Annotated in this window: 24 protein-coding genes and 1 riboswitch; of the genes, 8 read left to right on the forward strand and 16 right to left on the reverse strand. The window is 74.2% G+C overall.

The window, feature by feature from the left end; all coding sequences use genetic code 11:
- Together metE and F2B26_RS04765 are read left to right on the forward strand one after the other, a co-directional pair.
- Positions 1-1,218, forward strand: a 1,218-nt coding sequence (metE, locus tag F2B26_RS04760) for a 5-methyltetrahydropteroyltriglutamate--homocysteine S-methyltransferase (RefSeq protein ID WP_159806981.1), incomplete at its 5' end; no start/stop codon positions are given.
- A 179-nt stretch (positions 1,219-1,397) separates the two neighbouring features.
- A complete protein-coding gene (locus F2B26_RS04765; protein ID WP_235929503.1) occupies positions 1,398-2,525 on the forward strand; it encodes a MalY/PatB family protein in 1,128 nt (375 codons plus the stop codon).
- Between the two features lie 62 nt (positions 2,526-2,587).
- On the opposite strand, the gene F2B26_RS04770 is transcribed toward F2B26_RS04765, so the two are convergent.
- From F2B26_RS04770 to F2B26_RS04835, 14 genes are all read right to left on the reverse strand, one after another.
- Positions 2,588-3,019 carry an Hsp20/alpha crystallin family protein gene (locus tag F2B26_RS04770; protein WP_159806983.1) on the reverse strand — a complete coding sequence of 144 codons (432 nt, stop codon included), beginning with the start codon at positions 3,017-3,019 and terminating at the stop codon, positions 2,588-2,590.
- A 189-nt stretch (positions 3,020-3,208) separates the two neighbouring features.
- Positions 3,209-3,673: a (deoxy)nucleoside triphosphate pyrophosphohydrolase gene (locus F2B26_RS04775; protein WP_328698652.1), complete on the reverse strand. Its 465-nt coding sequence runs from the start codon at positions 3,671-3,673 to the stop codon at positions 3,209-3,211.
- Positions 3,670-3,903 (reverse strand): helix-turn-helix domain-containing protein, encoded by a 234-nt coding sequence (locus F2B26_RS04780; protein WP_159806985.1) that lies wholly within the window; start codon positions 3,901-3,903, stop codon positions 3,670-3,672. Before F2B26_RS04780 ends, F2B26_RS04775 begins: the two co-directional genes overlap by 4 nt.
- 286 nt (positions 3,904-4,189) lie before the next feature.
- A complete protein-coding gene (gcvH, locus tag F2B26_RS04785; RefSeq protein WP_159806987.1) occupies positions 4,190-4,558 on the reverse strand; it encodes a glycine cleavage system protein GcvH in 369 nt (122 codons plus the stop codon).
- 75 nt (positions 4,559-4,633) lie between these two features.
- Entirely contained in the window at positions 4,634-5,788 is a 1,155-nt protein-coding gene (gene gcvT / locus F2B26_RS04790; protein WP_159806989.1) for a glycine cleavage system aminomethyltransferase GcvT, read from the reverse strand.
- A gap of 49 nt (positions 5,789-5,837) precedes the next feature.
- The gene (gene gcvP / locus F2B26_RS04795; protein ID WP_201292610.1) at positions 5,838-8,723 is read right to left on the reverse strand and encodes an aminomethyl-transferring glycine dehydrogenase; all 2,886 of its coding nucleotides are present in this window, start codon (positions 8,721-8,723) and stop codon (positions 5,838-5,840) included.
- Between the two features lie 200 nt (positions 8,724-8,923).
- Positions 8,924-9,017: riboswitch (glycine riboswitch) on the reverse strand.
- 85 nt (positions 9,018-9,102) lie between these two features.
- Positions 9,103-9,861: an alpha/beta fold hydrolase gene (locus F2B26_RS04800; RefSeq protein ID WP_159806993.1), complete on the reverse strand. Its 759-nt coding sequence runs from the start codon at positions 9,859-9,861 to the stop codon at positions 9,103-9,105.
- A 164-nt stretch (positions 9,862-10,025) separates the two neighbouring features.
- Positions 10,026-10,793 (reverse strand): alpha/beta fold hydrolase, encoded by a 768-nt coding sequence (locus F2B26_RS04805; RefSeq protein WP_159806995.1) that lies wholly within the window; start codon positions 10,791-10,793, stop codon positions 10,026-10,028.
- A complete protein-coding gene (locus tag F2B26_RS04810; protein WP_159806997.1) occupies positions 10,790-11,254 on the reverse strand; it encodes an ACT domain-containing protein in 465 nt (154 codons plus the stop codon). The genes F2B26_RS04805 and F2B26_RS04810 overlap by 4 nt, the downstream gene beginning before the upstream one ends.
- The gene (locus tag F2B26_RS04815; protein WP_159806999.1) at positions 11,251-12,327 is read right to left on the reverse strand and encodes a lactate/malate family dehydrogenase; all 1,077 of its coding nucleotides are present in this window, start codon (positions 12,325-12,327) and stop codon (positions 11,251-11,253) included. Before F2B26_RS04815 ends, F2B26_RS04810 begins: the two co-directional genes overlap by 4 nt.
- Positions 12,328-12,347: 20 nt before the next feature.
- Positions 12,348-13,517: a pyridoxal phosphate-dependent aminotransferase gene (locus tag F2B26_RS04820; protein WP_438939166.1), complete on the reverse strand. Its 1,170-nt coding sequence runs from the start codon at positions 13,515-13,517 to the stop codon at positions 12,348-12,350.
- Complete coding sequence (locus F2B26_RS04825; RefSeq protein ID WP_159807001.1) at positions 13,514-15,820, reverse strand: sensor histidine kinase; 2,307 nt, start codon at positions 15,818-15,820, stop codon at positions 13,514-13,516. The genes F2B26_RS04820 and F2B26_RS04825 overlap by 4 nt, the downstream gene beginning before the upstream one ends.
- A gap of 2 nt (positions 15,821-15,822) precedes the next feature.
- The gene (locus tag F2B26_RS04830) at positions 15,823-16,467 is read right to left on the reverse strand and encodes a response regulator (RefSeq protein ID WP_159807003.1); all 645 of its coding nucleotides are present in this window, start codon (positions 16,465-16,467) and stop codon (positions 15,823-15,825) included.
- Positions 16,468-16,722: 255 nt separating this feature from the next.
- Positions 16,723-17,301: a low molecular weight protein-tyrosine-phosphatase gene (locus F2B26_RS04835; RefSeq protein WP_235929506.1), complete on the reverse strand. Its 579-nt coding sequence runs from the start codon at positions 17,299-17,301 to the stop codon at positions 16,723-16,725.
- Positions 17,302-17,513: 212 nt separating this feature from the next.
- On the opposite strand from F2B26_RS04835, the gene map reads away from it, so the two are divergent.
- Complete coding sequence (gene map, locus F2B26_RS04840) at positions 17,514-18,278, forward strand: type I methionyl aminopeptidase (protein ID WP_159807005.1); 765 nt, start codon at positions 17,514-17,516, stop codon at positions 18,276-18,278.
- Positions 18,279-18,964: 686 nt separating this feature from the next.
- Here the strand turns inward: map and aceB are convergent.
- On the reverse strand, positions 18,965-20,629 hold the full coding sequence (aceB, locus tag F2B26_RS04845) for a malate synthase A (protein WP_159807007.1): 1,665 nt from the start codon (positions 20,627-20,629) through the stop codon (positions 18,965-18,967).
- A 29-nt stretch (positions 20,630-20,658) separates the two neighbouring features.
- Positions 20,659-21,948 carry an isocitrate lyase gene (aceA, locus tag F2B26_RS04850; protein WP_159807009.1) on the reverse strand — a complete coding sequence of 430 codons (1,290 nt, stop codon included), beginning with the start codon at positions 21,946-21,948 and terminating at the stop codon, positions 20,659-20,661.
- Positions 21,949-22,263: 315 nt separating this feature from the next.
- On the opposite strand from aceA, the gene F2B26_RS04855 reads away from it, so the two are divergent.
- The 5 genes from F2B26_RS04855 to F2B26_RS04875 form a co-directional block, all read left to right on the forward strand.
- Positions 22,264-23,721, forward strand: a complete 1,458-nt coding sequence (locus F2B26_RS04855) for a helix-turn-helix transcriptional regulator (protein WP_235929507.1) — start codon at positions 22,264-22,266, stop codon at positions 23,719-23,721.
- A gap of 47 nt (positions 23,722-23,768) precedes the next feature.
- The gene (locus tag F2B26_RS04860) at positions 23,769-24,386 is read left to right on the forward strand and encodes a hypothetical protein (protein WP_159807013.1); all 618 of its coding nucleotides are present in this window, start codon (positions 23,769-23,771) and stop codon (positions 24,384-24,386) included.
- Positions 24,383-25,369: an alpha/beta hydrolase gene (locus F2B26_RS04865; protein ID WP_159807015.1), complete on the forward strand. Its 987-nt coding sequence runs from the start codon at positions 24,383-24,385 to the stop codon at positions 25,367-25,369. Before F2B26_RS04860 ends, F2B26_RS04865 begins: the two co-directional genes overlap by 4 nt.
- Before the next feature lie 114 nt (positions 25,370-25,483).
- Positions 25,484-25,867, forward strand: a complete 384-nt coding sequence (locus F2B26_RS04870) for a PLD nuclease N-terminal domain-containing protein (RefSeq protein ID WP_235929504.1) — start codon at positions 25,484-25,486, stop codon at positions 25,865-25,867.
- Positions 25,868-25,984: 117 nt separating this feature from the next.
- On the forward strand, positions 25,985-26,337 hold a 353-nt coding region (locus F2B26_RS04875; RefSeq protein WP_159807019.1), incomplete at its 3' end, for a hypothetical protein.

Below are 26,337 nucleotides of genomic sequence, written 5' to 3' on the forward strand. Positions count from 1 at the left end.
TTCCGCTCGGACACCTCCGCGATCCCGTTCGTGCGGTACGAGCCGGACCACGAGGGCATCCGGCGCTCGGCGGCCGACGTGACCTACGGCTACGGCGAGGCGCTGCGCGACCACGTCGTGCGCCCGGAGGTCCGCGCCCGGGTGGCCGGTCTCACCGAGGACGCGTTCTCCCGCGGCTCGTTCGACGCCCGCCGCGCCGCGCAGGACGCCCGGCTGCACCTGCCGCCGCTGCCGACGACCACCATCGGCTCGTTCCCGCAGACGCCGGAGATCCGCAAGGCCCGCGCGGCCTTCGGCAAGGGCGAGCTCACCGCAGCCCAGTACGAGGACGAGATGCGCGCCGAGATCGGCCGCGTCGTCACGCTCCAGGAGGAGCTGGGCCTCGACGTCCTCGTGCACGGCGAGCCCGAGCGCAACGACATGGTGCAGTACTTCGCCGAGAACCTCGACGGTTTCGCGGTCACCCAGAACGGCTGGGTGCAGTCCTACGGCTCGCGCTGCACGCGCCCGTCGATCCTGTGGGGCGACGTCACGCGCCCGGCGCCGATCACGGTCGCCTGGTCCAGCTACACGGCCTCGCTCACCGACAAGCCGGTCAAGGGCATGCTCACCGGTCCGGTGACGATCCTGGCCTGGTCGTTCGTGCGCGACGACCAGCCGCTGGCCGACACGGCGTTCCAGGTGGGCCTGGCGCTGCGCGACGAGATCGGTGACCTGGAGGCCGCGGGCATCCCGATCGTCCAGGTCGACGAGCCGGCGCTGCGCGAGCTGCTGCCGCTCAAGACCGCCGACCAGGCGGCCTACCTGGACTGGGCGGTGCGCTCGTTCCGGCTCTCCACGGCGGGGGTGCGGGCGGACACCCAGATCCACACCCACCTGTGCTACTCGGAGTTCGGCGAGGTCATCGACGCGATCGACGGTCTGGACGCCGATGTGACGAGCATCGAGGCGGCCCGGTCGAAGATGGAGATCGTCGACGACATCGCCGGTCACGGCTACCCGCGCGGCATCGGCCCGGGCGTGTGGGACATCCACTCCCCGCGCGTGCCCAGCGAGGCCGAGGTCGAGACCCTGCTCGCCGGTGCGGCCCGCTCGATCGACGCCGGGCTGCTGTGGGTCAACCCGGACTGCGGTCTCAAGACCCGGCGCTACGAGGAGGTCACCCCCTCCCTCGAGCACCTCGTCGCGGCGACCAAGGCCGTGCGCGCCACGCTCTGACGCTGCTGCTCGAAGGGCCGGTCGGGACCTCCCGGCCGGCCCTTCGCCGTCTGCGGGACGGTCGCGTACGCACCGGCGTGACGTCGGCGGTGACCGGCCGACGCCGGGCGGGCGGCGCTCCGTCGTCCGAGAGGTGTCCCGCCGGCCACCCGTCGCGCGTGCCGTCCTACAGTCGGCTGGTGACCAGTGCGTTCGACCTGACCCTCCCCGAGCTCACCACCCGGACCTCGGCCAAGTGGCGGGTCTACCCGCCGGACGTGCTGCCGCTGTGGGTCGCCGAGATGGACGTGCGCCCGGTGCCCGCCGTCGTCGAGGCGGTGAGCCGCGCGGTCGCGGCCGGGGACACCGGCTACCCGGGCGGCACCGAGTACGCCGAGGCGTATGCCGCGTTCGCCGCCGAGCGCTGGGGCTGGGCGCTCGACCCGGCGAGGCTGCGCCGGGTGCCCGATGTCCTCACCGGCATCGCCGAGCTCATCGGCCTGCTCACCTCACCCGGCGGTGCGGTCGTCCTCAGCCCGCCGGTGTACCCGCCGTTCTTCTCGGTGGTCGAGCACACCGGCCGACGGGTGGTGCGCGCCCCGCTGGGCGGCGACCTGCGGCTCGACCTCGACGCGCTGGCCGGTGCGTTCGAGCTGGCCGGGCCCGGTTCGGTCTACCTGCTGTGCCACCCGCACAACCCGACGGGCAGGTTGCACACGCCGGCCGAGCTGGCCGCCGTCGGGGAGCTGGCCCGGCGCGCCGGTGTGCGCGTGGTCTCCGACGAGATCCACGCGGCCCTCGTGCTGGACGGGAGCTTCACCCCGGCGACCACCGTGATCCCGGACGCGTTCGCGCTGCACTCGGCGTCCAAGACGTTCAACCTCGCCGGGCTGCCGTCGGCGCTGCTCGTGCCCGGCCCGGACGCGACCGGTGACCTGGCGCGGATGTCGCCGTTCGCCGGGCACGGCTCCAGCCACCTGGGTGGGATCGCGCAGGCCGCGGCACTGCGCGACGGCGGGCCCTGGCTGGACGAGCTGCTGGACAGCCTGCGCGCCAACGTCGTGCTGCTCGACGAGCTGCTCACCCGGCTGCTGCCGGCGGTCTCGTGGACGGCGCCGCAGGCCACCTACCTCGCCTGGCTCGACCTGCGCCGGGTGGTGCCCGACGGTGTGGAACCGGCCCGCCACCTGCTGGATCACGCCCGGGTCGCGGTCAACCCGGGCCCGACGTTCGGCGCCGAGGGCGCAGGCTTCGTCCGCCTCAACCTGGCGACGTCACCGGCGATCCTCACCGAGGCCGTCGAGCGGATCGCCGCCGCCGTCCCCTGAGCACATGACGACGGCCCCCGGTCGGTGACCGGGGGCCGTCGTGGTGCGGTGGCGCCGAGGGCTCAGGCCTTCGCGGCCTCGAGCCGGGTCGTCGCGTCGCCGTGCTGGACCTCGATCCGGCGCGGCTTGGCGTCCTCGGCGACCGGGATGGTCAGCGTGAGCACGCCGTCGGTGTAGGTCGCCGCGATCGCGTCGAGCGCGAGCCCGCGGCCCACGGTGAGCTGCCGGGCGTAGGTGCCGACCGGCCGTTCGCGGGCCAGCCACTGCAGGTCACCCTCGGGTGCGGCGGAGCGCTGCGCGCGGATGGTCAGCGTCCGGTCCTCGACGTTGACGTCGATGGTGCCCGGGTCCACCCCCGGCAGGTCCATGTGCAGCACGTAGTGGTCGCCGGCCCGGTACAGGTCCAGCGGCATCGCGGCCGACGCACGGTCGGCTGCCACGAGCTGCCCGAGCATCCGGTCCATCTCGTGGAACGGGTCGAATCGCGTAGCCATGTGCCCACCTCCTCGTCATCGGGACCCGGCGTTCCCGGGCCCTGCGGTCCGCCGGCGACGCCCCGCGCCACCGGCTGGCTACGCGTTCTGTTCTAGCACTCGCCCTAGGAGAGTGCTAACGATGAGGGGCGTCGTTCGCTCACGGGGAACAGGGCCGGCCGGACGCGCGGGCGGGGTCCGGGACGAGGTTCAGCGGGTCGCGGCGGGGACCAGGGCCGCGCTCAGCGCGTGCACGATGCGGACGTCGGCGTCCAGCCACGGCACGGTCGACCACTGGCCCACGGGGAGCCAGCGCAGCTCGTCGTGCTCGACGAGCGGTTGAGGGGTCCCGGACACGACCTCGGCCGTCCACAGCCGCATCACGTACCGGTCGGACAGCCGCCAGACGCCGTCGTCGGGCCCGGTCAGCTCCGCGCCGAGGCCGACGCGGACACCGAGCTCCTCGTACAGCTCGCGGTGCACGGCCTGCTCGGGGCTCTCCCCGGGCTCGACCTTGCCGCCGGGGAACTCCCACCGGCCGGCCAGGCTCGCCGGGCGCACCCGGCGGGCCGCCAACAGCTGGGACGGCGCGTCCAGGTCGTCGACCAGGGCAGCCGCGACGACGAGCAGCTGGCCCGTCGACGCACCGTCCGCCGCAGGCGGGGAGGAGGTCACTGGATGCCGTGCGCCTGCGCCCAGGCGACGGCCTCGGCGCGGGTCGAGACGCCGATCTTGCGGTAGACGGACCGGACCTGGGACTTCACCGTGTTGCGGGTGACGAACAGCCGGGTCGCGATCTCCTCGAGGGTGACGTCCTCGGTGAGCTCGCTCAGCACGACCCGCTCGCGACGCGTGAGCGCCTGACCCATGACATCCATCGACTGGTGGAAATCGACCATGCTCATGCTGACCTCCGGTGAAGGGTGACTCCGTCTGAGCAGTGCCACCGTTGCCTCGTACCGGATGAGAGGCGGGATGCGGCGGGTGATGACGCCACTTTCTCACCCGATTTCTCACCCGGCACTCAGGCACGTCGGCGGCTGACTTCTGCTGTGCAAGGACGGCGCACGAGCCTTGGTGATACATCAGGCGAATCAGACATCCCAGACCGGGGTGCAGCACACCGTCGCACCGGGTCGAGACCCGGTGCGACGGTCCAGCCGCGGCCCGGGGGCTCCCGGGCCGGGCCGCTCAGGCGAGAGCCGCGTACGCGTCCGCGTCGAGCAGCGCGCCGGTGGCCTCGACCTGCACCGTGAACAGCCAGCCGTCCCCGTACGGGTCGGCGTTGACGATCGCCGGGTCGTCCACGGCCGCCTGGTTGACCGCCACGACGGTGCCGGTGACGGGCGAGTACAGCTCGGAGACCGACTTGGTCGACTCGATCTCGCCGACCACAGCACCGGCCACGACGCTGGCGCCCTCCGCGGGCAGCTCCAGGTAGACGACGTCACCGAGGGCGTCGGCCGCCACGTGGGTGATGCCGACGGTGGCCGGGTCGCCGGCGCGCAGCCACTCGTGCTCGGCGGTGTACTTCAGGTCGGCGGGCGGGGTGCTGGTCATGGCTTCTCCTTGCGGGCTGTGACGTGCGGTGCGGGCTGCGGGGGCAGGACGGCAGGGGTGCGGACGGGGGTGGGCTCAGCGTGCCCGACGGTAGAACGGCAGCGCCACGACACGCACCGGTTCGGCCCGGCCGCGCACGTCCACCGCGAGCTGCGTGCCGGGCTCGGACAGCTCCGGCGGCACGTAGGCCATCGCGATCGGGTGGCCGAGCGTGGGCGACGGCATCCCGGAGGTGACGGCACCGACCGGCGCACCGTCGGCGAGCACCGCGTACCCGTCCCGGGCCGCGCGCCGGCCCAGGCCCTCGAGCCCGACGAGCGTGCGGGTGCCGGGCTGCTGCGCCCGGGCCGCCAGCGGCTCGCGCCCGACGAACGGGATCGGCGCACCGTCGGCGCCGATCTTGTCGAGCTTGACGACGCGGCCCAGACCGGCGTCGTACGGGGTGGTGGTGCGGTCCAGCTCGTGGCCGTACAGCGGCATCCCGGCCTCCAGGCGCAGGCTGTCGCGGGCCGCGAGCCCGGCCGGGACCAGCCCGAACGGCTCGCCGGTGGCCAGCAGCGCGGCCCAGAGCGCCGACGAGACCGGACCGGGCACGAAGAACTCGAACCCGTCCTCACCGGTGTAGCCGGTGCGGGCCAGCAGCCCGGGCGTGCCGTCCACCGTGACCGGCAGGAACGCGTAGTACTTGAGCGTCGCGGGGGTGACACCGAGCTCGGGGTCGACCACGAGACCCGGCAACGCCTCGACGATCTCCAGCGCCCGCGGACCCTGCACCGCGACCAGCGCGGTGGCCGGCGAGTCGTCGGTGATCGTCACCTCGAGGCCGGTCGCCCGGGCCGCGAGTTCGGCGAGCACCACGTCGTGGTTCGCCGCGTTGGCCACCACCATGTAGTCGTCCTCGGCGAGCCGGTAGACGATGAGGTCGTCGATCACGCCGCCGTCGGCCGCGCAGATCATCGTGTAGCGCGCCCCGGTGACGCGCAACGCCGAGAGGTTGCCGACCAGCGCCAGGTCGAGGAAGCCCGCGGCACCCGGGCCGCGCACCCCGATCTCGCCCATGTGGGACAGGTCGAACAGCCCCGCCGCGGTGCGCACCGCGGTGTGCTCGGCCAGGTCGGAGGTGTAGCGCAGCGGCATCAGCCAGCCGGCGAACGGCACCAGCGTGGCACCGAGCGCCTCGTGCGCGGCGCGCAGCGGGGTGGGGCGGGGGTCGGTCGTCGCGTCGGTCAACGCAGGATCCCTTCGGGGCGCAGCGGGTGGGAGGTCGGGCAGGTGGCGGTCATTCGGCGAACGCCTCGACCGGCGGGCAGGAGCAGACCAGCTGCCGGTCGCCGCGGGCCCCGTCGATGCGGCGCACCGGCGGCCAGTACTTGGCAGCCCGCAACGAGGCCACCGGGAACGCCGCCAGGGACCGCGGGTAGGGGTGCGTCCACTCGTCGGCGGTCACCGACGCGGCGGTGTGCGGGGCGTTGCGCAGCGGCGAGTCCGCCACCGGCCAGGTGCCGGCCGCGACCTGGTCGATCTCGGCGCGGATCGCCAGCATCGCCTCGACGAACCGGTCGAGCTCGGCCAGGTCCTCCGACTCGGTGGGCTCGACCATGAGGGTGCCGGGCACCGGGAACGCCAGCGTCGGGGCGTGGAAGCCGTAGTCGGCCAGACGCTTGGTGACGTCCTCGGCCGTGACCCCCGTGTCGTGGGTGATCTCGCGCAGGTCGAGGATGCACTCGTGCGCCACCAGCCCGCCGGGGCCGGTGTAGAGCACCGGGTAGGCGTCGCGCAGCCGGGCCGCCACGTAGTTCGCGGCGAGCACCGCCACACTCGTCGCCCGGGTCAGCCCGGGGCCGCCCATCGCGGCGACGTACGCCCAGGAGATCGGCAGCACCCCGGCCGAGCCCCAGCGCGCACCCGAGACCGGTGCGTTGCCGCCCTGGCCGCCGGGGGTCGGGTCGCCGGGCAGGTAGGGCGCCAGGTGCTCGGCCACCGCGACCGGGCCGACGCCCGGGCCGCCGCCGCCGTGCGGGATGGCGAACGTCTTGTGCAGGTTGAGGTGCGAGACGTCGCCGCCCAGCTCGGCCGGCCGGGCCAGCCCGACGAGGGCGTTGAGGTTGGCGCCGTCGATGTACACCTGGCCGCCCGCGGCGTGCACCAGCTCGGCGACGGTGCGCACGCCCTCCTCGTAGACGCCGTGCGTCGAGGGGTAGGTGATCATGATCGCGGCCACCCGCGGACCGTGCTCGGCGATGCGGGCGCGCAGGTCGTCCAGGTCGATGGACCCGTCGGGCGCGGTCGCCACGACGACGACCCGCAGCCCGGCGAGCGCCGCGGAGGCCGCGTTGGTGCCGTGCGCGGACGCCGGGATGAGGCACACGTCGCGCGCCTCGTCGCCCCGTGCGCGGTGGTAGCGGCGGATCGCGAGCAGCCCGGCGAACTCGCCCTGCGAACCGGCGTTCGGCTGCAGGCTCACCGCGTGGTACCCGGTGATCTCGGCGAGCCACGTCTCCAGCTCACCGGCCAGCCGCGCGGTGCCGGCCTGCGAGGACGCCGGTGCGTACGGGTGCACGTCGGCGAACTGCGGCCAGCTGATGGGCTCCATCTCGACGGTCGCGTTGAGCTTCATGGTGCAGGAGCCCAGCGGGATCATCGTGCGGTCCAGCGCGAGGTCCTTGTCGGACAGCGCCCGCAGGTAGCGCAGCATGCCGGTCTCGGAGCGGTGCGCGTGGAACACCGGGTGGGTGAGGTACCCGGTGCTGCGCGGGTAGGCGACCGGCCGCACCTGCGGGGAGTCGACGACGACGGCCGGGGTGGCGATGACGGCCTGGGTGCCGACCGGGGAGACGGCCTCGTCGAACGCCTCGACCACGAGGCGCAGGTGCTCGGGGGTGGTGAGCTCGTCGCAGGTGACCTGCACGTGGTCACCGTCGGGCGCCCACAGGTCGATCCCGCGGTGCGCGGCGGCGACGACGACCGCGTTCGCCCGCCCGGGCACAGCCACCCGCACGGTGTCGAAGAACTGCGTGTGCTCGGCACCCAGGCCCACCGTGACCAGCAGGTCCGCGAGCAGGCAGGCCGAGGCGTGCACCCGTTCGGCGATCGCCCGCAGCCCCGCCGGCCCGTGGTAGACGGCGTACATGGCGGCGACCACGGCCAGCAGCGCCTGCGCGGTGCAGATGTTGCTGGTCGCCTTCTCGCGGCGGATGTGCTGCTCGCGGGTGGCCAGCGCCAGCCGGTACCCGGGCGTGCCGTCGACGTCCACGCTCACCCCGACGAGCCGGCCGGGCAGCGTGCGCTCCAGCCCGGCACGCACCGCCATGAACGCCGCGTGCGGGCCGCCGCCGAACAGCGGCACACCGAACCGCTGCGCCGAGCCGACGGCCACGTCCGCGCCGACCTCACCGGGCGCCTGCACCAGGGTGAGCGCGAGCAGGTCGGTCGCGACGGTGACGAGCGCACCGCGCTCGTGCGCCGCGGCGACCACCGGCGCCAGGTCGACCAGCCGGCCGTCGGCCCCGCACTGCTGCACGACGACGCCGACGAGCGGCCCGTCGACCGCGGGCAGCCCGCCGTCCAGGTCGGCGACGACGACGGTCTGCCCGATCGCCTCGGCGCGGCCCTGGGCCACCGCGAGCGACTGGCCGAAGAGGTTCGCGTCGAGCACCACGGTGCCCTCGACCTTGCTGGCGCGGCGCATGAGCGCGACGGCCTCGGCGACCGCGGTCGCCTCGTCGAGCAAGGAGGCGTTGGCGACCGGGAGGGCGGTGAGGTCCTCGACCACGGTCTGGAAGGTGAGCAGCGCCTCGAGCCGGCCCTGCGAGATCTCGGCCTGGTAGGGCGTGTACGACGTGTACCAGGCGGGCGACTCCAGCACGTTGCGCCGGATGACGCCGGGGGTCGCGGTGCCGTAGTAGCCCTGGCCGATCATGGTGGTGCGCACCAGGTTGGCGGCGGCCCGCTCCTTGAGCGCGGCCAGCACCTCGTCCTCGGACAGCGCGGGCGGCAGGTCCAGCGGGCGCGACGAGCGGATCGCGGCCGGGACGGCGGTGCCGACCAGCGCGTCCAGGTCGTCGTAGCCGAGCGTGGCGAGCATGTGCGCCACGTCCGACGCGCGCGGCCCGACGTGGCGGTCCACGAAGGCAGGGGCGCTGTCGTCGGCGTTCGATGAGGTCACAGGGTTCGATGCGGTCACTGAGGGACTCCGCGGGGTAGTCCGGCGCACGGCCGGGACCGGCTGGTGGCCTCCCCGCTCTGTCCTCGCGCACCGGGCGCTACCTGAGAGTTTGGCCGCACCGCGCCGGGCCTGGTGGGCCGGGGAACGGACGACGTGCACCGTCGGTGGGCGACCGGGCGGTCGCCGCTTTCCAGAGTTGCCTGATCGCGACGGTACGGGGGCCTGAGAGATTCCCGGGGAGGGTTGCTCCTTCGGCGCATCCGACGGGTGCGGACGCTCTCCCGTCGCGTTTCATGCGGCATGTGAAGTTGTGGGCACAGCGTAGCGGCTGGGCCGGTCGGGTCCGGCGGGGCTGAGCCCCCGCCGGACCCGACCACCGTCAGCCGAGCAGCCCGACGACCCGCTCGACGAACCGCTCCGGCTCCACGAGGTGCGGGTAGTGCCCGGCCGACCACACCTCGACCTGCGCCTGCGGGATGCGCCCGCGCAGCCAGCCGGTGTAGTCCTCGCCCAGGTCGGCGCCGTGGATCACGAGGTAGGGCACGTCGGCCGGCAGCGTGAGCAGGGCGTCCACCTGCTCGGCCAGGTCCTGCGGCGACAGCTCGAGCATGAGCGCCCAGCTGCCGAGCACGACATCGGCCTCCGGTCGGCGCAGCTCCTCGATCCGGTCGAACTCGTCGTCGTCGAGCACCCCGCGCATCTGGGCGAACATCCCCCGGATGACCTGCTCGAACGCGGCCGAGCGCAGCATCGGCTCGAAGCCCAGCGTCTGCTCCTGCATGGCACCGAGGGCCAGCGGCTGGTCGATGTTCACCACCGACGCCACCGGGTAGGCGCTCGCGTAGGCGGTCGCCACGATGCCGCCGAGCGAGTGCCCGACGACGTACGGCACCGCGTCGGGACCGGCCACCTGCTCGACGACCGCGTGCACGTCCGCGGCGTACTGCAGCGGGTGGTAGCCGTCGCCCGCGGGGGAGGCGCCGTGCCCGCGCAGGTCAACCCGCAGCACCTGGGCGTGGTCGGCGAGCTCGGCGGTGACCGGGTCGAACGAGTGCCGGTTCTCGGTGATGCCGTGGATGAGGACGAGCAGCGGGCCGGAGCCCTGGACGTCGTAGGACAGCGGGACGGTCGGGGGCATGGCGGGCTCCTCAGGGGGTCGGTCCGGCAGGGGGTCGGGCGGGGGTGCAGCGAGGGTCCAGCGAGGTCGAGCAGGTCCAGCGGAGGGTCGAGCGTCCAGCGGGGTCGAGCGGTCCAGCGGGGGGTCAGGCGGTCCAGCGGAGGGTCGAGCGGGGTCCAGCGGTCTCAGGTGAGCCCGAGCAGCGCGAGCAGCCGGGCGGCGAACCGGTCGGGGTCCACCAGGTGCGGGTAGTGCCCGCTCGCCCACCCCTCGAGGCGGGCGTCACGGGCGTGCTCGCGCAACCAGCTCACGTACGGCCGGCCCGGGTCGGCGCCGAGCACGCAGAGCACCGGCGTGCCCGGCAGCACCGCCACCACCTGCTCGGCCCAGGCGCGCAGGTGCGCCGGGTCGCGCAGCGGCTGCCACATCCCGGCGAGCACCTGCGGGTCCGCCCGGCGCAACGCGCGCAGCCGCGCCTGCTCGGCCGGCGGCAGCGGCCCGTACCCCGAGGGGTAGAGCAGCACCCGCTCCAGCTCGTCGGCGCCCGGGGTCGGCGGCAGCGCGCCCACCAGGGCGTCCGTGCCGCTCCAGGTGAGGTGCTGGTCGACGTCCACCACCCCGGCGACCGGGAACCAGGTGGCGTAGTCCATCGCGACGAACGCCCCGTAGCCGTGCCCGACGACGAGCGGCGGCCGGGCGTCGGCGTCCCGGGCGGCCAGCACGGCGCGCAGGTCGGCGACGTGGTCCTCGACGTCGTACCGGTCGGCGGTCGGCGAGTCGCCGTGCCCGCGCAGGTCCACCGTGAGCACGCGCGCCTGCGCAGTGAGCCGCTCGACCACGGGGTCCCAGCTGCGGTGGTCCTCGGCGAGCTCGTGCAGCAGCACGACGAGCGGCCCGTCCCCCTGCTCGGTGACGGCCAGCGGCACCGGCCGCGTCCCGCGGGGACCCGTCATCGCACGTGCGGCGGCTGGATGACCAGCGCGTGGGCCAGGGCGCCGGCCGCGAGCGCCGCGTCGACCACCACCTCGACGTCGACCAGCGCCCCCTCGACGAGCAGCGGCTCGCCACGGTCGGTGAGGCCCGACCAGCGCACCCCGGCGTGCGGCGGCGGCACGAACGCCACCCCGGGCGGCAGCTGCAGCACGGCAGCGGCGCGCACCCCCAGGTCGTCGGCCCGGCGCACCAGCACCGAGTGCACGACGGCGAGACGTTCGACGCTGCGGGCCAGCAGCTGCTGGCGGCGCTCGTTCGCGACGAAGGTCACCGTGACCAGCCCGGTGCCCTCGGCGGCCTCGCCGGTGGCCAGCGCGTCGAAGTTCACGCCCCGGGTGGCGAACACCCCGGCGAGCGCCGCGATGGTGCCGGTCCGGTGGTCGGCCCGCACGTACAGGATCCAGCGCACCTCGTCGCTCATGCCGCTCCCTCCACCCACGGGTCCGTCAGCTGACGGATGCGTTCGCCCACCTGCTGCAGCCGGCGCGACTCGTCGGGCGCCGTCGGGTCGCCCAGCACATGGGTCCAGCCCTCGGGCCCGAGCACGAGCGGCACGCCGAGCACACCGTGCCACGGCGCGCCACCCACCTCGACCTCACCGGCGAGCGCCACCTGACCGGCCACGACGATGTCGCGCCCGTCGCACACCACCTCGACCAGGTCGACGGTCGCGGCCGCCGAGCCCGCCGCCGTCTTGGCCCCGCTCTGGTGCGTGAGCCACGGCCGCGCCACCACGCGAAGATCGGGTGGGTAGGTCTCGACCTGCGCGAACGCCGCGGCGACATCGGTCGCGAGCAACGGCGCCAGGTCGCGCTGCGCAGCGGCGACCTCCTCGCCGAAGGTGTCGAGGGTCCGTGCCCCGCGCAGCCCGGCGACGGCCCGCGCCCGCTCGTCGACCAGCAGACCGGAGATCCGCACGCTCGACCACAGCGGCACCAGGTCGTGCCCGTGCTGCCCGCCGACGAACCCGCCGACCCGGTGCCGGCGCACACCGAGCGAGTCGGCCAGCTCGCGCCGGAACCGCAGCGTGTCCAGCCAGGCGCCCATCCCGATGACCCGGTGCCGGCCCAGGCGCTGCGCCATCACGGCCACCCCGAGCTCGACGGGGTTGGACACGACGATGACCACCTCGCTGCCCGACCCGCCGGCGGCCAGCGCCTCGGCGTAGGCGGCGAACACGGCCGCGTTGTCGGCGGCCAGCGCGGTGCGGTCGGTGTTCGCCCCCGGGTGCGCGGGCGAGGTGCGCCCGGCGACCACGACGACGACGTCGGCCACCACGTCGGAGGGGTCGAGCGCCACGTCGATGAGCGGGGCGTGCTCGGCGTACGCGTCCACCAGGTCCGCCCGCAGACCGTAGGCGGCGCGCCCCGAGGCGCCGTCGGCCCGGCCGACGAGCTGCAGCCGCGCGGTCGCGGGCAGGATCCGCCGTTCGACGAGCTGGGTGCACACCTGACGGCCGACGTCCCCCGTCGCCCCGAGCACCGCTACGTCCATGCGCGAAGGCTAGTGGGCGCTCATGGGCGTGCGAAGGCGGTGCGCTGCCAGGCGTCGATGCGCTCGACCGCCTGACGTGCCACGTCGGGCGGCACGCAGAACGACAGCCGCACCCAGCGATCCCCGTCGGCCGGGTCGAAGTCGGTGCCCGGGGTGACGGCCACCCCGGCCTCGGCGAGCAGCCGACGGCACCACGTGACCGAGTCCAGACCGGAGGCGGACACGTCCGCGTACAGGTAGAACGCACCGTCGGCCGGCGCCACCCGCGACCAGCCCAGCCCGGGTGCGGCGTCGAGCAGCACCTGCCGGGAGAGCGCGTACTGCCGCACCCGCTCGTGCGCCTCGTCGTAGGCCTGCGGCGTGAACGAGGCGAGCGCGGCGTACTGGGACAGCGCGGGCGGGCACAGCGCCAGGTTCCCGGCGAGCGCGGAGACCGGTTCGACGAGCTCGGCGGGCAGCACGGTCCAGCCCAGCCGCCAGCCGGTCATCGCCCAGAACTTCGACCACGAGCTCACCACGACCGCGTCGGCGAACTGCGCGGCCGTCGCGGCCGGTGCAGCCCCGGGATAGGTGAGGCCGTGGTAGATCTCGTCGCTCACCAGCCGCACGTCATGGTCGGTGCACCAGGACGCGAGCGCGGTGAGCTCGTCGGCCGCGATCATCGTGCCGGTCGGGTTGGCCGGGCTGGCCACCACGAGGCCGGCGACGGGCTGGTCGAGGTCGGCGAGCATGGCCGGCGTCGGCTGGTACCGGGTGGCCGGGCCGCACGGCAGGTCGACCACCTCGCAGCCGAGCGCCGCGAGGATGTTCGCGTAGGCGGGGTACCCGGGGCGGGCCAGCGCCACCCGGTCGCCCAGCCCGAACGCGGCGAGAAAGGTGAGCAGGAACGCCCCCGACGAGCCGGTCGTGATGACCACCCGGGCCGGGTCGACGTCCACGCCGTACCAGCGCCCGTAGTGCTCGGCCACGGCGCGACGCAGCTGCGGGAGGCCGAGCGCCTCGGTGTAGCCGAGCGACTGCTCGGTGAGCGCAGCCGCCGCCGCGTCGAGCACAGGCTGCGGGGCCCCGCCCATCGGCTCGCCGACGCACAGCGTGAGCACGTCCTCCCCGGCGGCCCTGCGGGCGTTGGCCTCCTCCAGGATGTACATGACGGCGAACGGGGAGACCGGCGGTCGTGGGGTGGAGCTCACGACGTCATTGTCCGCCGTCCGTCCGCCGCCCGGCGGCCGATCCGGACCTCCGCCCAGGTGCCCTCGGGGGCGTCGTCGATCACCCGCAGCGCGGACCCGGCGACCTGCTCGAGCGCCGCCGCGCGCGCCGCGTCCCCGGGCACGGCCACGACGGCGAGGGTCGGCGGATCGCTGCGGGCGTAGACCGAGACGGTGAGCTCACGCGGCAGCGGGTCGCCCAGGGCCGCGACGACCACGGCGCACACCAGGTCGTGCGGCGGTGGCGGCGCCTCGTCGGCCTGCACCCGCACCCGGCAGCCGGCGGTGCGGGCCCGGCGCACCGCTGCCCGGGTGTCGTCGTCGAGCACCTCCGGCAGGTGCAGCTCGTCGCGCACCGACTGCTCGAGCAGCGCCGCCTCGGCCCGCACGGCGGGGTCGCGCGTGCTCAGCGACCCGTCGACCAGCCCGTTGAGGAACGGCAGCACGAGCACCTGGAGCCGGGCCCGGCGCCTGGCCCGCACGGCACGCGCGACCGAGCGGTCCCAGGCCTGGACGATCTGCTCGTGCGCGGCGTCCTCGGCGCGGCCGGCCACCGCCGCCAGCCGCCACATCACCGTCCGCACCCGCAGCCCGATCCCGACGACGAGCGAGCTGAGCAGCAGCACCATGAGCAGCAGGTCCGGACGCGCCCCGGCCCGCAGCCCCAGCACCCAGACGCCGAGATGGGTCGCGAGCAGCGCCGTCACGGTCGAGGCGACCGCACCGCGCATCCCGACGATGAGCAGCAGCGGGCCGACCGCCACCAGCGGCCAGGGCCCGAACCCGCCCCAGCCGTACGGCGTCAGGTCCTTGAGCAGCCACAACGCGCCGCCGCACGCCACCACGAGCACGGCGGCCACCCAGCCTCGGGGCAACGGACGGTCGGCCCGCAGCGCGGTCGCCACGGTGAGCACGGTGAGCACGGCGAACCAGGCCACGGCGAACGGGCGGGTGCCGTCGTCCGGCACGTCGACGAGCGCAAGCACACCGGCGGCCGCGAGCAGCGGAAGCGGTGACAGGGACAGCAGACGGCTCGGCTGGGCGGGTCGCGGCTCGGCCCCGTCGCCGCCGGCGGGCCCGACCCGTTCGGGGTCGGGCCACCACAACGTGACCCGGGTGCCGGCGCCCGGTGAGCTCGTCACCTGCGCCCGGCCGCCCACCTGGGCCAGCCGCTCGACCACCGACACCCGCAGCCCACCCGCCGGCAGGGAGGTCGGGACGGCGAAACCTGCACCGTCGTCCGTCACGACGACCCGCAGCCCGTGCAGCGACCGGCCGGCGCCCGCCGCGTGACCCACCCCGGCCGCGGCGGGTCCGGCCGCACCCGGCCCTTCCGGCCCGTCCGGGTCGCCGTCCGCCGCACCCGTGCGCTCCACCTGCACCCGCACGAGCGCCGCACCGGCGTGCCGGTCGACGTTGCGCAGCACCTCCGACACCGCACCGGCCAGCGCTGCGGCCACCCGCGACGGCAGCACGAGCTCATCGGGCGCCCGGACGTCGACCGGTGTGAAGGCGGTGTCGGCCAGGTCGCGGATCGCCGGCATGACGTCGACCTGCCCCGCCGCCGGCTCGACGTCGACCCGTTCCACCGCGGCGACCGCACGGGCCGCGTAGCGGCGCACCTCGACGCCCGCCAGGCCGGGGGTCGCTGCCGCGCGCAACGCCGCCGCGACCTCGTCGTGCAGCATGCCCTGCCAGGAGCTGTGCACCCGGGCCCGGGCCCGGGCCCCGACCAGTGCGACCTCGGCCGCACGCTGCTCCTGCACGGCCGCGTCGGCGCGGTCGGCGGCGGCACGCAGCTCGTCCCGTGCGATGTACGCCATGACGCCCAGGGCCAGCGGGAGCCACAACCACACGAGGGCCCCACCCAGCCCCAGACGGGGCAGGGCCACGAGCAGCTGGGCGACCATGACGAGCACGGCGATCAGCGCACCGCGCGGCAGCAGCAGCACCGCGGCGAGCACCGCCAGCACCGTGGGGGCGACCGCGAGGATCGGCGGCACACCCTCCGGCGCCGGCCCGCCGAGCACCGCGAGCGGCACCAGGGCCGCGACCGCGAGCAGCAAGGCGGTCCCCCGTCCGCCGTGCCCGCGCAGCAGGCGCACCCCCACGACGAGCCACAGCCCGAGCAGGGCCACGGTGGCCGCGCCCTCCCCCGTGGGACGGGACCACACCCGCGGCAGCACCCCGACCCCCACCGCGACGAGGCTGAGGATGAGCGCGCCGGACACCGCATGCCGCAGCCCGGCGTCCACCACGTCGCGGCGCCGCAGCGGGACCGCCATGCTCACTGCGCGGGTTCGAGGTCCAGGTGACCGTCGCGGGCGACCAGGTACGCGGCCTCCCGCGGGCCGTTCACCACCGTGGTCCCGCAGCGGGCGTACTTCTCGACCACCCGGTAGCAGTAGGTGCGCGCGGTGTCGGCGCTCGTGCCGACCTCGCGCGCGATCTGCATCCACGGCAGCCCCCGGGCGAGCAGGCTGAGCACCTGGATCTCCTTGGGGGACAGCCGCACCCGGCGCAGCGGGTCGGTGACCAGCTGCTGGGCGAGCCGGCTGGAGACGGCGAACTCGCCGGCCGCGACCTGGTGGATGGCCTCGACCAGGCTCTCCTCCGAGTCCTCCTTGAGCACGAGCCCGAGCGCCCCAGCGTCCAGCGCGCGCCCGACGACGGCGGGCCGGTGGTCGGAGGTCAGCACGATCACCCCGGCCCCGAGCCCGGTGAGCCGGCGCACGTTGTCCTGCACGTCCGACCCGTCGTTGAGGTTGAGGTCGAGCAGCACGACGGTGAGCGGGGTGAACCACGAGGCGAACAGCTCGTCGACAGTGCGCCCGGTCGCGACGAGATGGATCTGCGGCCGCGCGGTCGTCAGGGTCTCGGCCAGCCCGCGCAGCACCAGCGGGTGGTCGTCGACAGCTCCGACCAGAATCACCGCACGCCTCCCCTCAAGCGTCGGGCCCGTGCGGGCCGCCACCCCCCCCCCCCGGCGACCTGCTCCGCTCCCGTGCCACGAGGTCCACCCGGAGCGTCCGCATCTGCGGCGAACCCCGAACGGGCCCGACGCGGGCCGACCGTCCGCTCTCAGGACGTCCGCGCCCCGTGCCTGACCCGGTAACTGTGCACGTTACCGCGCGGTCACATCGGCCCGTGGGGCGTTGTGCCACACGTCACCCGCCCAGAGGCGATCTCACCCGGGCAGGGCGGGGCCACCCCGACCGAGGTCCCGGTCCAGGCCGCCTCGCGCCTGCGCCACCAGGGTGGCGACCTCCTGCACGACGGCGGCAGCGGCGGCCTCGACCTGGTCGAGGCACACCTCGAACGCGCTGTCCGGCCCGTACCACGGGTCGTCGAGGTCCAGCAGGTGCTCCGGGCCCCCGACGGGGGCGGCCGGGTCGAGCGCGCGGTACAGGAGGATGCGGCCGGCCGGCTCCCCCGAGCGTCGCGCCTCGTCCGAGCGTCCGGCGAGGTTCCGCAACGCCCGCGCATGCCCGGCAGTCATCGCCAGGACGAGGTCACGGCTGCCGAGCTCGTCGGCCGTCACCTGGCGGGCCCGGTGCCCGTCGCCGCCCGGGTAGCCGCGGGCGAGCAGCGCCCGCCGCGCCCGCGGGTCGATCGGGTTGCCGTGCTCCTCGTCGCTGGTGCCGCGCGAGTCGACGACGACGAGGTCCCCCAGCCCGGCGGCCTCGAGACCGGCCCGCAGCACCACCTCGGCCATGGGCGACCGGCAGATGTTGCCCGTGCACACGGTCATCACCCGGATCGGCAGGTCCACGCTGCTCCCTCCCGCACCCGCCCGGCGGCGTGCGCGCACGTGATTGTCGCCGAGCGACCCGTCCGACGCGACGTCCCGGACGTGCCGGACGGGCGCCAGGCTGGGCGCGCCACCGCACGACTCGACGTCCCGAACCGTGCAGATCGACGGATCCTTCCGCCGGCACCCTGTCGGTGCCCGGCGTCGGACGTGGCAGGGTGGAGACCGTGGGTCTCAAGACAGCAGGACAGATCGATCAGATGCGCCCCGTGGGGCGGTTCGTGGCGAGCGTGCTCACCTCGTTGCAGGAGTTCGCCCAGCCGGGCATGACGCTGCGCGACCTGGACACGCATGCGCACGACATGATCAAGGCGGCCGGCGCGCGTTCGGTCTACCTCGGCTACCACCCGTCGTTCGGGGCGATGCCGTACCCGGGTGTGCTGTGCACCTCGGTGAACGACGCGGCGCTGCACGGGCTGCCGTCGGACCAGGTGCTCGCGCCCGGTGACGTCGTGTCGGTGGACTTCGCCGCCGAGCTCAACGGCTGGGTGGCCGACTCGGCCGTCACGTTCCAGCTCCCGCCGCACACGCCCGAGGCGCAGCGCCTCATCGCGACGACGGCGGCCGCGCTCGACGCCGGGATCGCGGCCGCGACGGTCGGTGCTCGGATGGGCGACGTCTCGTCGGCGATCGGCAAGGTCGGCCGGTCCGCCGGGTACGGCATCAACGCCGACTTCGGCGGCCACGGCGTGGGCCGCACCATGCACGAGGACCCGCACGTGCCGAACCTGGGCCGGCCCGGCTCGGGTCAGCGGTTGAAGAACGGCCTGGTCATCGCGATCGAGCCGTGGTTCATGGCCGGGTCCGACGACTACGAGATCGACCCGGACGGCTGGACCATCCGCTCGGCCGACGGTTCGATCACGGCCCACTTCGAGCACACCGTCGCCCTCACCGACGCCGGCACCATCATCCTCACCGCCCGCGACTGACCCCGGCCCGGCTCCCGGCTCCCGGCTCCCGGCTCCCGGCTCCCGGCTCCCGGCTCCCGGCTCCCGGCTCCCGGCTCCCGGCACACTGGTCAGTTGGGACCTGCGCAACGCCGTCCGGCCCCATCAACTGACCAGTTCCGGCTCTCATCGGGGCGGGTCTGAGTCTGGGGTCCAGTGGGCGCGTGGGCCCCGGGGGGCGAGGCCTGGGCGCGGGCCTGGGCCTGGGCCTGGGCCTGGGCCTGGGCAGGGAACAGCCCGTGGGCCGGTCCCTGACGGGGCCTGCCGCGAAGGACGAGATCGCGGCTCCCACGGGCTGCGGTGACTGCTGTGGTCTACGCCGACCGCCCCCGGTGACCCGGGTGACGCCGGTGCGGATCGAACAGTCCGTCCGATGCCTCGGGCGGCTAGCGAGCAGCCACCTCACGCGTCCGATGGAACGTCATGTCCTGGACCACCTCCTCTCCCGTGTCCGACGACGGTAGGTCGGCCGCCCGCCGGGCGCCAAGGGGTTTTCGCCGGTGCGGGGCGCTGGTTCAGGCCCGCATCGCACCGACCGCACTCGAGCCAGGACGCACGGAGCCCGCGCCGACCGCACCCGGACCCGGACCCGGCCGCACCCGGTCCCGGACGCACGGCGGCCCGGGTCGCAGTGGCTGATGCTGCGACCCGGGCCGTCGTCCTCGCCGTCAGGAGCGTTCGACGAGGAACTGGGTGTAGGCCGGGACGGTGAGGAAGGTCGGGAAGTCCTCCCCGAGCGCGACCTCGCGGAACAACGACGCAGCGTCGTCGAACCGGTCGCCGTCGAACCGCGGCAGCTCGGCGAGCACCGTCTCGAGCACCTGCTCGACCGACTGCGCGTCGACGGGCGTGCCCTCGGCCGTCACCACCTGCTGGTGGATCCACTGCCAGATCTGCGAACGCGAGATCTCGGCCGTGGCCGCGTCCTCCATGAGGTTGTCCAGGGCGACGGCCCCGGACCCACGCAGCCACGCCTCGAGGTAGCGCACCCCGATCGACACGTTCTGGTGCACCCCTGCGTCCGTGATGGCACCAGGCTCCTGACCACCGGCCGAGGCGATGTCGAGCAGGTCGGACGCCTCGACGTGCACGTCCTCACGCAGCCGGTGGCGCTGGTCCACGCGGTTGCCGAACGCCTCGTCGAACACGGCCCGGGCCACCGGCACCAGGTCGGGGTGGGCGACCCAGGTGCCGTCGTAGCCCTGGCCGACCTCCCGCTCCTTGTCGCTGCGCACCTGGGACAGCGCCCGCTCGGTGACCTCCGGCTCGCGCCGGTTGGGGATGAACGCGCTCATCCCGCCGATGGCCTGCGCCCCGCGCTTGTGGCAGGTCTGCACGAGCAGCTCGCTGTACGCCTTCATGAACGGCACGGTCATGGTGACCCGCGACCGGTCCGGCAGCACGAACCGCTTGCCCCGGTTCCGGAAGTTCTTGATGACGGAGAAGATGTAGTCCCAGCGACCCGCGTTGAGCCCCGCGCAGTGGTCGCGCAGCTCGTAGAGGATCTCCTCCATCTCGAACGCCGCCGTGATGGTCTCGATGAGCACGGTCGCCCGGATGGTGCCGTGCCGCAGCCCCAGGTAGGCCTCGGTGAACCGGAACACGTCGTCCCACAGCCGCGCCTCGAGGTGCCCTTCGAGCTTGGGCAGGTAGAGGTACGGCCCCCGGCCGGAGTCGATGAGCGCCTGGGCGTTGTGGAACAGGTACAGCCCGGCGTCCACCAGCGAGCCGGAGGCGGACGAGGTCTGCCCGGCCCGGTCGGTGTAGGTGAGGTGCTTCTCGGTGAGGTGCCAGCCACGCGGCCGGAACACGATCGTCGGGGTGACGTCGCCGACCTTGTACTCCTTGCCCTCGGGGCTCGTGTACTGCAGCTGCCCGCGGATCGCGTCGTACAGGTTTGCCTGGCCCTCGATCATGTTCGACCAGGTGGGGGCGTTGGCGTCCTCGTGGTCGGCCAACCAGACCTTGGCGCCCGAGTTGAGGGCGTTGATGGTCATCTTCTTGTCGGTCGGCCCGGTGATCTCGACGCGGCGGTCCTCCAGCGCCGGGCCGGGGCCCGCCACCTTCCAGGACTGGTCCGCCCGGATGTGGGCGGTCAGCGGCGAGAACCGCGGGTCCACCCCGTTGGAGAAGGAGTCCCTCCGCCGCTGGCGCGCCAGCAGCAGGTCGTTGCGCGGCCCGGCGAACCGGGTGTGCAGGTCGGTGAGGAACTCCAGCGCCTCGGGGGTGAGGACGCGGTCGAGGTCCGGCAGGGCCGGTCCCGCCACCGTGAGCGACGGGGTGCCTGAACCAGCACCGGATCGTGGGGTCGGTGAGGTGTCGATGAGGGTCATGCTGCTGCTCCCTTGCGCCAGCGACCGGATCAGAACTGTGCGGCCTCGGTGGACCCGGCGAGCGCGAGGGTCGCGCTGTCCGGGTTGAGGGCGGTCGCGACGCGGTCGAAGTAGCCGGTGCCGACCTCGGCCTGGTGACGGGTGGCGGTGTAGCCGTCCTTCTCGGAGGCGAACTCGGCCTCCTGGAGCTGGACGTAGGCCGTCATGTCGTTCTCGGCGTAGCCCTTGGCCAGGGAGAACATCGAGTGGTTGAGCGCGTGGAAGCCGGCCAGCGTGATGAACTGGAAGGCGTAGCCGTGGCTGCCCAGCTCCTTCTGGAACGTGGCGATCTCGTCGTCGGAGAGCGCGGCCTTCCAGTTGAAGGACGGCGAGCAGTTGTACGCGAGGAGCTTGTTCGGGAACTTCTCGTGGATGCGCTCGGCGAACTCGACGGCCTGGCCGAGGTCCGGGGTCCCGGTCTCCACCCACAGCAGGTCGGCGTAGCGGGCGTACTGCAGCTGCCGGGCGACGACGGAGTCCAGACCCGGGGTCACGCGGTAGAAGCCCTCCTCGGTGCGCTCACCGGTGAGGAACTCCTGGTCGACCGGGTCGACGTCCGAGGTCAGCAGGTCGGCGCCGAGGGCGTCGGTGCGGGCCACGACGACGGTCGGCACGTCGAGCACGTCGGCGGCGAGCCGCGCGGCGTTGAGGGTGCGCACGTGCTGGCGGGTCGGGATGAGGACCTTGCCACCGAGGTGACCGCACTTCTTCTCCGAGGAGAGCTGGTCCTCCCAGTGCACACCGGCGGCGCCGGCGGCGATCATGCCCTTCATCAGCTCGAAGGCGTTGAGGGGGCCGCCGAAGCCGGCCTCGGCGTCGGCGACGATCGGGGCGAACCACTCCTTGGTGGCCGTGCCGTTGGTCGCGACGTCGATCTGGTCGGCGCGGGCCAGCGCGTTGTTGATCCGACGCACCACGGCCGGCACCGAGTTGGCCGGGTAGAGGCTCTGGTCGGGGTAGGTCTGACCGGACAGGTTCGCGTCGGCCGCGACCTGCCAGCCGGACAGGTAGATGGCCTCCAGCCCGGCCTTGACCTGCTGCACCGCCTGGTTGCCCGTCAGCGCGCCGAGAGCGTGGACGTACTCACGGTCGTGGATCAGCTCCCACAGCCGCTCGGCACCGCGACGGGCGAGGGTGTGCTCCTCGATGACCGACCCGCGCAGCGCGACCACGTCGTCCGCCGTGTAGGTGCGCTCGATACCCGCCCAGCGCTCGTCCTGCTCCCACCGTGCGGCGAGCTGGGCCGCCACCTGCGCCTGATCGCCGTTGTTCGTCGCCATGGGATTTCCTCCGCCTGTTCTGCTCCTGAGCCGGCCGCTCCGCCGGGTCCCCCAAGAGTGACCCCCTGACGAACGTCCTTCTCCGACGAAGTGTGCAGAAGAACACAGCAACTTCCCCTCGACAGAACGGGTGGGTGCTGCGACCTTGGTCCTATGCCGACGACGTCATCGCCCAGCCCTTCCCGTGCCGTCACGCGCCCTGCGCGTCGGACCGCCGCCCCCGGGCTCACCAGCGACGGACGTGCGGCGCGCGTGGCCGGCACCCCCGGACCGGCCGGCACCCCGGGGCCCGTCGTCGCCCCGGCCGGGGCCTCGGTGCCGCCCGCCGCCCCCGGTGCGCTCGACACGCTCGTCCTCGGCCGCCGCATCCGGCACCTGCGCACCGCACGCGGCATGACGCTCGACGACCTCGGCCGCAAGATCGGCCGCGCGGCGTCCCAGGTGTCCATGCTGGAGAACGGGCACCGCGAGCCCAAGCTGTCGCTGCTGGCCCTCGTCGCCGAGGCGCTCGACGTGCCGCTGTCCGAGCTGCTGCGCACCGAGCCGCCCACCCGTCGGGCCGCGCTCGAGGTCGAGCTCGAACGGGCGCTGCGCGGGCCGCTGTTCGCCAGCCTCGGGGTGCCGCAGGTCAAGGTCGGCAAGTCGCTGCCGACCGACGCCCTCGAGGCGCTCGTCGCGCTGCAGGGGCAGGTGCAGCGGCTGCTCACCGAGAACGCCGCGACCCCCGAGGAGGCGCGTCGCGCCAACGCCGACCTGCGGGCGCAGATGCGCAGCCGCAACAACTACTTCGGTGAGCTCGAGGAGCACGCGCGCACGCTGCTGTCCGCCATCGACTACAGCGGCGGACCGCTCGGGCAGCGCGCCTGCGCCGACATCGCCGCGAACCTGGGCTTCACGCTGCACTACGTGAGCGACCTGCCGCACTCGACCCGCACCGTGACCGACCTGAAGAACGGTCGGATCTACCTGCCGCAGGGCAACGCGGGCGTGAGCGACTCCCGGTCCCCGCTGCTGCAGGCCCTGGCCAGCCACGTGCTCGGCCACCGCGAACCGCGCGACTACGCCGACTTCCTGCTGCAGCGGGTCGAGGCCAACTACCTCGCGGCGGCGCTCATGATGCCCGAGCACACCACGGTGCCGTACCTCAAGGAGGCCAAGACCGAGCGCCGGCTGTCGGTCGAGGACCTGCGCGACGCGTTCGCCGTGCCGTACGAGACCGCCGCGCACCGCTTCACCAACCTGGCGACCCGGCACCTGGACATCCCCGTCCACTTCATGAAGGTGCACGAGGGCGGCACCCTGCACAAGGCGTACGAGAACGACGGGATCCGCTTCCCCACCGACCCGCTCGGTGCGGTCGAGGGGCAGCCGGTCTGCCGGCAGTGGACGGCTCGCGTCGTGTTCACGCTGGAGGACCGCTTCTCGCCCTACTACCAGTACACCGACACCGACTCCGGCACGTACTGGTGCACCTCCCGCGTGCAGCCGTCCAGCCAGGGCGCGTTCAGCGTGAGCGTCGGCGTCTCGTTCGCCAACGTGCGCTGGTTCCGCGGCCGGGAGACCAGCGAGCGCCGGTTCTCCAAGTGCCCCGACGCGTCGTGCTGCCGCACCCCCCCGACCACGCTGGCCACGCGGTGGGACGACAGCGCGTGGCCGTCGGCCCGGCCGCACGCCTCGCTGCTCGCGGCGCTGCCGGTGGGGGTGTTCCCCGGGGTGGACACGACCGAGGTCTACGAGTTCCTCGACCGGCACTCGCCCGCCGAGCAGGACTGAGCCGGACGCCCCAGGCGACCGGGGCGCGCGCGCCCTAGGGTCCAGTCATGACACTCCCTGCACCGGTCCGTCGACGCGCCACGGGACCTGCCTGGCTCACGTTCATCGGGGTGGGCCTGGTGGTGGTCGCCGCGGTCGCCGCCGGTTTCGCGGTGCAGGCGTTCATCGGTGTGCTGCCCGGCGGGGTGCTCACGCTGGACGGGTCGCCCGGCGGTGCCGTCGTCGCCACCGTCGACGCCGGCACCCGGGGCACGGCGACGCTGGAGCCGGGCCGGTACACGGTGTGGCTGGCTGCACCGGGCTCCGAGGGGAGCCTCACCGGGCCGGTGCAGGTCACCGGCCCGGACGACAGCGCCGTCCCGCTGCGCAGCCCGTCGATGAGCAGCCAGATCACGATGGGTGACACCTACGCCGTCGCGAGCAGCACCTTCACGGCGACGACGGCCGGGCAGTACGTCCTCACGGTGCCCGCGGCCGAACCGTCCACCGCGCGGGTGCTCCTCGTCCCCACGGCCTCCGAGCAGGACCTCACCCACGGGATCCTCGGCACCGTCGGCGGCGCGTTCCTGGCCGTCGGCCTCGGCCTGGTGGGCACCGGGATGGCGGTCGGCGGCGGGATCTGGTGGTGGGTGCGCCGCCACCCCAAGCCCCAGCCGGCGCCGTGACCGGGCCGCGTCCCGGCGACGACGCGTCGGGCTGGGTCCCCGATGTGCTGGGCGACCGGTTCGAGCAGCTCACGCTGCCGCTGCCGGCCGACGACGAGGGCGCGGTCGTCGCGACGCTCGTCCGCCCGGTCGTCCGGCCCGCGCACCCGCGCCTCGACGTGCTCTACGTGCACGGCTGGTCCGACTACTTCTTCCAGACCGAGCTCGCCGACTTCTGGACCGCGCAGGGCGCCGCCTTCCACGCGATCGACCTGCGCAAGTACGGCCGCAGCCTGCGCGAGCACCAGACCCCCGGGTTCGTCACCGACCTGGCGACCTACGACGAGGACCTGGCCGCCGCGCTGGCGGTGCTGCGCACCGACCCGGACCGGCCGCTCGTCGTCACCGGTCACTCCACCGGGGGGCTCACGCTCAGCCTGTGGGCGACCCGGCACCCGGACGTCGCCGCCGGACTGCTGCTCAACAGCCCGTGGCTGGAGTTCCAGACCCGCGCCCTGGGCCGGGCCGTGCTCACCCCGGCGATGACGCTGGGCGCCCGGATCGACCCGCGGCGCGAGCTGCCCAACGTCGACCTGGGGTTCTACACCCGCGCGGTCTCCGCGACCGAGGAGGGTGAGTGGACCTACAACCTCACCTGGCGGCCCCAGCGCGGTTTCCGCACCACCCGCGCCTGGCTCGACGCCGTGCTGCGCGGGCAGGACCAGGTGGAACGCGGACTCGACCTGACGGTCCCGGTGCTCGTGCTGCTGTCCACCCGCAGCACCCTGCTGCCGCGCTGGACGCCGGAGATGCTGCACTCGGACACGGCGCTCGACGTCGTCGGGGTGGCCCGGCGCAGCGCCGACCTGGGCCGGCACGTGCAGATCGAGCGGATCGAGGGCGCGCTGCACGACGTCGTGCTCTCACCCGCCCCGATCCGGGCGCAGGCCTACGCGGCGATGGCGCACTGGCTGCGCACGTCGGTGCTCACGGCGGCGGGGTGAGCCTGGCCGCCTAGCCCCTCCCGCCGGGGCGCCGCAGTCCCTACCCTCAGGAGGGGCACTCCTCGCGCACCGGCGGGGACAGGGGGACGAAAGAGGTCGGCGATGATCCGTGCGTTGCCATTCCTGATCGAGATCGGGCTGCTCGTGTACTGCCTGATCGACGCGATCCAGTCGGACGAGGGCAGCATCCGCAACCTGCCGAAGACCGTGTGGATCTTCCTCATCATCCTCGTGCCGCTCGTCGGGGGCATCGCCTGGCTGACCGTCGGGCGGCCCGTGAGCACCCGCGGCCGGGACGTGCCGTGGCCCTCGACGTCGACCGCCGGCTTCCCGGAGTACGAGCGGCCACGGCGCTACGCCCTCGACGAGCGGGAGTTCCAGGCCGGGGTCGAACGCTCCCGCCAGCTCGACGAGAAGATGATGCGCGACTGGGAGGCCCAGCTCCGCGAGCGCGAGTCGCGACTCAAGGACGAGGACCCGCAGGCCCCGACGGCGTGAGCGTAGGGCAGCCCGCCACGCCGGTGTCCCGGTTGGGCCAAGGCCGCCGGACCGCGCCCGTCGTGCGGTCCGAGCAGGTCCCGCGCGGGGGCGTCGACCGCGGGTTACGTTCGCCGCATGACCGAGTCAGGGGGGCCGGTGCCGTCGTCGACGCCACCGGGGAGCAGGTCCGTGTGGTCCCGTCCGTCCGTGCTGGTGCCGCTCATCGGGCTGCCGGTCGCGTTCGCGCTCGGGGCGCTCGTCTCGGGGTTCTCCGGGGGGCTCATCCTCACCGGGGTCGCTGTCTTCCTCGGCGGGCTGTGGCACCTGGCGAGCGGTCGTGGCTTCCTCTCGTTGCCCGGTCGGCCGTTCGGTGTCGGGCTCCTCGGCGCCGCGCTCGTCGTCACGATCGCCGGCGGGGCGGTCGGTGCGTCGGGCAGCCCGACGACACCGGCGGGCACGCCCACCGCGACCCGGGCGACACCGACGCC

Origin of the sequence: Cellulomonas citrea (assembly GCF_009829685.1) — a bacterium.
GTDB classification, from domain to species: domain Bacteria; phylum Actinomycetota; class Actinomycetes; order Actinomycetales; family Cellulomonadaceae; genus Cellulomonas; species Cellulomonas citrea.

Coding starts and splice junctions, on each gene's coding strand:
- F2B26_RS04825 (WP_159807001.1), bottom strand. CDS start 15,820: ATGGCGGTCCCGCTGCGGCGCCGCGACGTGGTGGACGCCGGGCTGCGG.
- F2B26_RS04860 (WP_159807013.1), top strand. CDS start 23,769: ATGACACTCCCTGCACCGGTCCGTCGACGCGCCACGGGACCTGCCTGG.
- F2B26_RS04805 (WP_159806995.1), bottom strand. CDS start 10,793: ATGACGGGTCCCCGCGGGACGCGGCCGGTGCCGCTGGCCGTCACCGAG.
- aceA (WP_159807009.1), bottom strand. CDS start 21,948: ATGGCGACGAACAACGGCGATCAGGCGCAGGTGGCGGCCCAGCTCGCC.
- F2B26_RS04815 (WP_159806999.1), bottom strand. CDS start 12,327: ATGGACGTAGCGGTGCTCGGGGCGACGGGGGACGTCGGCCGTCAGGTG.
- aceB (WP_159807007.1), bottom strand. CDS start 20,629: ATGACCCTCATCGACACCTCACCGACCCCACGATCCGGTGCTGGTTCA.
- gcvH (WP_159806987.1), bottom strand. CDS start 4,558: ATGACCAGCACCCCGCCCGCCGACCTGAAGTACACCGCCGAGCACGAG.
- F2B26_RS04800 (WP_159806993.1), bottom strand. CDS start 9,861: ATGCCCCCGACCGTCCCGCTGTCCTACGACGTCCAGGGCTCCGGCCCG.
- F2B26_RS04770 (WP_159806983.1), bottom strand. CDS start 3,019: ATGGCTACGCGATTCGACCCGTTCCACGAGATGGACCGGATGCTCGGG.
- F2B26_RS04810 (WP_159806997.1), bottom strand. CDS start 11,254: ATGAGCGACGAGGTGCGCTGGATCCTGTACGTGCGGGCCGACCACCGG.
- F2B26_RS04780 (WP_159806985.1), bottom strand. CDS start 3,903: ATGAGCATGGTCGATTTCCACCAGTCGATGGATGTCATGGGTCAGGCG.